General features: G+C 71.4%; 5 protein-coding genes. 1 reads left to right on the top strand and 4 read right to left on the bottom strand.

Annotation, left to right across the window (positions count from 1 at the left end; translation table 11 throughout):
* Positions 1 to 756 (top strand): hypothetical protein (locus H0487_RS21890; protein WP_220793680.1); only part of this gene is annotated, 756 nt, incomplete at its 5' end.
* A 31-nt stretch (positions 757 to 787) separates the two neighbouring features.
* Here the strand turns inward: H0487_RS21890 and H0487_RS22990 are convergent.
* From H0487_RS22990 to H0487_RS21870, 4 genes are all read right to left on the bottom strand, one after another.
* Complete coding sequence (locus tag H0487_RS22990; protein ID WP_220793679.1) at positions 788 to 1,711, bottom strand: Abi-alpha family protein; 924 nt, start codon at positions 1,709 to 1,711, stop codon at positions 788 to 790.
* 16 nt (positions 1,712 to 1,727) lie between these two features.
* On the bottom strand, positions 1,728 to 3,080 hold the full coding sequence (locus tag H0487_RS21880) for a DUF445 domain-containing protein (protein WP_220793678.1): 1,353 nt from the start codon (positions 3,078 to 3,080) through the stop codon (positions 1,728 to 1,730).
* A gap of 132 nt (positions 3,081 to 3,212) precedes the next feature.
* Positions 3,213 to 3,644, bottom strand: a complete 432-nt coding sequence (locus tag H0487_RS21875; RefSeq protein WP_312856054.1) for a heat shock protein transcriptional repressor HspR — start codon at positions 3,642 to 3,644, stop codon at positions 3,213 to 3,215.
* Positions 3,645 to 3,649: 5 nt separating this feature from the next.
* The coding region (locus H0487_RS21870; RefSeq protein ID WP_281370770.1) for a DnaJ C-terminal domain-containing protein at positions 3,650 to 4,285 on the bottom strand (636 nt) is incomplete at its 5' end.

Here is a 4,285-nt window from a genome sequence, read left to right as displayed (position 1 = left end):
TTCGACACCGGCGCCCGGAGCATGGCCCGGCTGGCTGCAGCCGCCGCGATCACCCCCTCGGCCCTCGTCGCCACCATCGCCGAGAAGTCGTTCGGGCCGCTGATGTGCGCCCGAGCGGCCGCGGCGGTCGATCCCGCCAAGGCGATCGACGTCGCGGGACGGCTCTCCCCCGACTTCCTCGCCGACGCGACGATCGAGCTCGATCCCCGTCGGGTCGCGCGGATCATCGCCGGCGTACCGACCGAGCTGGTCGAGCCGGTCGCGCGCGAGCTCGGGCGCCGGGGTGAGCACGTGACGATGGGCCGCTTCCTCGCCTTCGTCCCCGACCACTCCATCGTCGCTGCGATGACCGCACTGTCCGACGAGGCGATGCTGCGCACCGCGTTCGTCCTCGAGCACAAGGAGGCGCTCGACCACGCGGTCGGGCTGCTCCCGCCCGAGCGGCTGCCCGGCGTGCTGCGGGTGGCCTCGGAGCAGGGCCTGTGGGCCGAGGCCCTCGACCTGCTCGACCACCTCAGCGACGAGCGGCGCGGCCCCATCGCCGACGTCGTCGGCGACATGGACGACGCGGTCGTCGACGACCTGGTCCGAGCGGTCGGCGCCGCCGACATCTGGGACTCGCTGCTGCCGGTCTTCGAGGCGATGTCCGCGGATCGCCAGCGCCGCGTCGCCGCGGTCATCACGGCTCAACCCGCGGGCACGGTCCCAGCCGAAGTCCTCGCGGTCGCAACGACGCCAGACCTCAGCAACCCTTGATCGCGTCGACTGCCACGCTCGCGCAATCCAACTAGTCGGAGTCGCTCTCCGGCGGGGCCATGTGCTCGGGGAGGTCCGGGCTGTGGGCGAGGACCTCGTCGACCAGGGCCTGCTTGACGAACTCCTCGCCGAACGGCGTCAGGTGGATGCTGCGGCGGACCACCTTGGCGAACTTGACCGAGTGCATCGCCTCGAGCACGTCGGGCTGCGCCTCGAGCACCTGGTACTCCAGGTGGTCGCGCAGCGCCTCCCGGGAGAACCAGACCAGGCCGAGCCGGTAGAGGTTGTTGAGGTACGACGGCACCTGGTCGAGGTAGCGCAGGCCCGCACGCGGGCCGACCATGTTGAGGCCGGGCGCCACGAGCTGGCTGCTCACCACACCGATCGGGCCGCCGGTCCGGATGTCGACGCTCGGCTGCGGCCCGTTCCTGAGCAGCATCACGAGGACGCGGGCCTCGTCGGGCGCCATCTCGTCGAGGATCCGGTCGAACGCAGGGTGCCGGTGGTCGGTGGCCCACACGTCGCGCGAGCGCTCCAGCAGCTCCTGGCCACGCTCGCGCAGGCTCGTCGGCCGCACCGCGGTGACCTCGCCGCCGACCACCCGGCCGTTGTCGCTGACCGACGGCCGTGGGGACGGCGCGCCGCCCAGCTGCTCACCGGCCTTGAGCAGGACCGAGCCGACCGGCATGCCGTCGGCGACCTGGCGGGCGATCTCACCGACGGTGCTCACCACGGAGCCGACCTCGCGGATCAGCGCGACCGCCTCCTCGCGGTTGGTGGCCGCGCGACCCACCCGACGCCAGTTGCGGGCCGTCGTCCGCAGGCCCCAGCCGGCGGTGTTGAGGGCCGCCGTACCGGCGACCCGGGCCAGGCCCGGCAGGGACTCGACCACGGGACCGCTACCGGCGACCGCCGGCAGGTTGGGGAGCCCGTCCTTGTCGAGGGTCTCAGTCATGACTGCCTTCCAGTGCTCACGGAGGGAAACCGGGGATCCAGCCCCAGTTGAAGAGGCCGAGGTGGATGAACCCGCCCGCAGCGCCCATGATCGCGCCGTGGGCGTAGAGCATCCACTCGTCCTCCTTGATGGCGGCGCGCATCATCTCGACGAAGTCCTTGGGCGGCAGCTCGGCGGTCCGCCGGGCGATGAGCACCTGGATCTTCTGCGACTGGCGCTTGCTGAACTCGGGGTCGCGGAACGGCGTGATCGTGCGGCCGACCGCCTCCATCGCGAACGACTCGCGGATGCTGTCGAACTTGTCGGCGCCGACCACGACCCGGGCGGCACCGCGCAACGGGCCCGCAGCCTTGTCGATCGCGGGTCGCATCGCGGTCGCGATCATCTGCCGGGTGCGGTCGCCGCGCGGCCCGTCCATCAGGAAGTCGCCGATGCGCTCCAGCGTGATGACGTCGTCGGCGATGATGCTGGCGTAGACCTCCGCGCACGCGGCCTGGCGGCGCAGGAACAGTCCTTGGAACTTGATGCCGAGGATCCGCTTGGGCTCCGGCGGCTCGAAGATCAGCCACATGCCGAGGGCGTTGGTCACCCACCCGACGACGACGCCGAGGAGCGGCAGCAGCCACCAGATGTGCCAGGTCTGGTCGATGATCGCGACCGGGATGCCGAGCAGGAACCCGAAGATGAAGCCGAAGGCCACCATCAGGTTGAGCTCACGCTGACCGACGTCGCGGAACACCCGGACGACGAGGTCGGGGTTCTTGCGGAAGTGGTCGATGACCATGATCTTCGGGTCGAGCAGCTGGTTGATGTGGACACCGATCTCGTCGGTGATCGTCTTCACCACCGACGGGAGCTGCGCCTGCACCCGGGAGACGACGCCGGCCTTGAGCGAGGCCGGGAGGTCGGACCACAGCTTCGGGTGCTCGCGCATCATGATGTCGTCGACCATCTGGGGCAGGTCGGGCTCGAACACCTTGATGATGTGGGCCGCGATCTCCTCGGGCTCCAGCTGCGCGTAGAACTCCGCCGGGGTGCCCAGCTTGGCGATGACCTTGTCGACGGCGATGCTGCCCATCTTGGCGGCGCGCGCGGGCACGATGCCCTGCCAGCCGAGCCCGCCCTCGGGCCAGCCGGGGATCTCCTGCAGCTTGCGCGGCAGGATCGTCGTGATCTCCCGGAGCCCCGGCACCTTGACGCCGTAGAACTTGATGGGGCTGAACAGCATCCACAGGCCCGACCAGTTGATCAGCCAGCCGATGATGCCGGTGAAGAACGGGATCGAGATGAACGCGAACCAGTCGACGCCGTGCGAACCCGTGAGCTCACCACTGACCCAGTCCTCGAAGAACTGCGTGATTGCGTCCACTCATGCACCCCTGTCCACCGATCGAGCCACCCCATGAGCCTCGAACGTTCCGAGTGCCCTGAGGGTAGTGCCTGGCTCCCGGGCGGGCACCCGCATCCGCGCTACGGACTGTCGCACATACCCCGACGCGGATCAGGAGTGGCGGCGCCAGACCACGACCGACTGGCCGGTGACGCGCGGCGGCACCGCGGGGAGGTTGCTCGGTGCCGCCTGCTGACGGGCCGCGATCGCCTGCCGCAGCGCCTCGTGGGCCGCGTCGAGCTCGGCGAGCAGCTCGTCGCGCTGGGCGCGCAGCGTGGCCACCGCCGCCTCGAGCTCGAGGATCCGGCGGACCCCCTCAATGCCGATGCCCGATCCGGTCAGCTCGGCGATCACACGCAGCAGCTCGATGTCGCGGTAGGAGTAGCGGCGCCCGCCGCCGGGGGTGCGCCCCGGCGTGAGCAGGCCCATCCGCTCGTAGGTGCGCAGGGTCTGCGGGTGCAGGCCGCTCAGCTCGGCGGCGACGCTGATGACGAACACCGCCGCCTCGGGCGGAGGAGGCTCCGAGCCGAAGGGGGTGGCCACGGCGATCAGCCCTCCGCCTGCTCGAAGAGCCCGCTGCGGAGCTTGGTGTCGGCCGTCGCCGCGGCGTAGGCCTCGAGCGCCGTGCGGGCGTCGTGGGACAAGTGCGCGGGCACCTGGACCTCGACCGTGGCGAGCAGGTCACCCCGGGTGCCGTCGGACTTGGCCGCACCCTTGCCGCGGACCCGGAAGGTGCGACCGTTGGGCGTCCCGGCGGGGACGCGCAGCGTGACCGGCGTGCCCCCCAGCGTCGGGACCTTGACCTCGGCACCGAGGGCTGCCTCGGCGAACGAGATCGGCACGTCGAGGGTGAGGTGGTCCCCCTTGCGGCCGAACACCCGGTCCGGTGTCACCTTGACCGAGACGTAGAGGTCGCCCGCCGGACCGCCGCGCTCGCCAGGCGCGCCCTTGCCGCGCAGCCGGATCCGCTGGCCGTCCTTGACGCCCGCCGGCACCTTCGCCTGGATCGTGCGCGCCGACGTGCCGCGGCCGCTGCCGTGGCAGGTCGGGCACGCCTCGTCGTAGACCAGCTGGCGGCCGCCGCAGGCGGGGCAGGTCTCGTTCATCGAGAACGCACCCCCGACGGACGCGACGACGAAGCCGGTGCCCTCGCAGGTGCCGCACCGGTGCGGGCTGGTGCCCGG

Source organism: Nocardioides stalactiti, assembly GCF_014180715.1.
Classification (GTDB): Bacteria; Actinomycetota; Actinomycetes; order Propionibacteriales; family Nocardioidaceae; genus Nocardioides; species Nocardioides stalactiti.
Note: the sequence above shows the minus strand (reverse complement) of the source record. Positions and strands in the feature narration are given on the sequence as shown.